General features: G+C 55.4%; 1 protein-coding gene and 1 pseudogene. Both read left to right on the top strand.

The window, feature by feature from the left end; all coding sequences use genetic code 11:
• Positions 1-112 (top strand): annotated as a pseudogene (locus BSP239C_RS21245) (IS5/IS1182 family transposase); the annotation flags it as partial.
• A 481-nt stretch (positions 113-593) separates the two neighbouring features.
• Complete coding sequence (locus BSP239C_RS20290) at positions 594-1,331, top strand: bifunctional 2-polyprenyl-6-hydroxyphenol methylase/3-demethylubiquinol 3-O-methyltransferase UbiG (protein WP_096163069.1); 738 nt, start codon at positions 594-596, stop codon at positions 1,329-1,331.
• Positions 1,332-1,634: the final 303 nt, after the last annotated feature.

Genomic DNA, 1,634 nt, shown 5'->3' with positions numbered 1-1,634 from the left:
GTTTGCCTACGTCAAGCAATGGCGGGGGTTAGCGACGAGATACGACAAGCTCGCCATCACCTATCGAGCGGCCGTCGTGATCAGCGCGATCCTGACATGGCTCCGCCAATAAAGGAGACATGCCCTAACCCGTGTGTATCCCAGAAGCCCCAGACTCCTACATATGAGAGGGAACGACTTCCACTGCGATGTCGCCATCCCCAACGCATCGCAACTACATGTCGTTCACGCGGGTGACTCAGTGTTGGCATTTCATACACGAAGACGTTCTGAGAGGTACACGTAGTCGTCGTTCCGAAACGATATATCCCCTCGCTCGCAGACCTAGGAGACGCAACTGAGTACGATCTACGGTCGTTGTTTTCGACAATTCAAGCGGTGGCAAAGGAGATACAGCAACGTCATGGAGCTGCAACAATAACGACGTACCTCGCCGACTACCAAGAATCGAAGCATCTACTCATCCCCCGTACATTCGGGATCCGCTTCACACTACGGTACCCAAACGATTTAAGGCACGGCATACCGTCTGCGCGGGTGCTACTGGCTGAAAACGACGTTGCGACATCCCGTTCGACCGATAGTCTGGACAAATGCCTGATGCCTTATTCTCACACCCCCGACTCGCTCGCGTCTACGATCCACTTGACCCTGACCGGAGCGATCTCGATTCCTACCTACAAGTTATCGAACGCGTCAAGGCAAAAACGGTTCTCGATGTGGGCTGTGGCACAGGAACCCTGATCTCGATGCTCACCGAGTTGGGGCTGACAGCTCTGGGAGTTGACCCTGCTGAAGCGTCGATCGACGTCGCTCGTGAGAAGGTGGTCTCTGGCCTCGCGGAATTTGTCGTTGGTACAGGCGTGGACGTTGCCGCTGATCCAAGCCGACATGGCACCTTTGATCTCGCTACAATGACTGCCAACGTTGCCCAGGTGTTCCTAGACAACGACGACTGGATTGCCACCCTTCGCGCGATCAAATTCTGCCTCCGCCCAGGAGGACACATCGTTTTCGAGACAAGACAACCTTCTGATCGCGGTTGGGAGCGTTGGACGAAAGAGCAGACTCATCAAGTGGTAGATGTTGAGGGTGAAGGATCGGTCGAAGAATGGGTGCAAGTGACCAAAGTCGACGGTGAGTTTGTCACTTTCGAATCACCGACGATCTTTCACCGTGATGGAAAACGGATCGACTCCACGTCGACTCTGCGTTTCCGAAGCGAAGATGCGCTCGAGCGCACGTTATCGGATGTCGGCTTCAAAGATTTTGAGGTCCGAGATCTGCCCTACGCGCCCGGTCGTGGGTGGTTGATCCTCGCGAAGGGCTGAGCAGCCAAGAACGCTCACGCTCTGGACAACACGCCATACTGATTACCATGATTCAAGACCTAGATCTTCGTGTGCGCTTCACAGTCGTGGACGTGCGTCTGTCCAGCCTGTATGCACGAGCGTTTGGATACAGCAGCGAGCCAAGGAAACCGTGGGCTGTGCGGCTGCAACGCCATAGCCTGACGTTGATACTGGAAAGGTCGGGAATCCCGGTGTGACCCAAAGCCTGACTGACCCGTTCCGCGGTGTCCTTCTCGTGATCTGTCCACCAGGGTTCCCGTCACCACCGAAAGAGAACCAGCC

It is taken from the genome of Brevibacterium sp. 239c, assembly GCF_900169365.1.
Taxonomy (GTDB): domain Bacteria; phylum Actinomycetota; class Actinomycetes; order Actinomycetales; family Brevibacteriaceae; genus Brevibacterium.
This window is presented reverse-complemented; position numbering and strand designations above follow the sequence as displayed.

Excerpts from the sequence above, each read along its gene's own strand:
- BSP239C_RS20290 (WP_096163069.1), top strand. The coding sequence starts at position 594 with ATGCCTGATGCCTTATTCTCACACCCCCGACTCGCTCGCGTCTACGAT.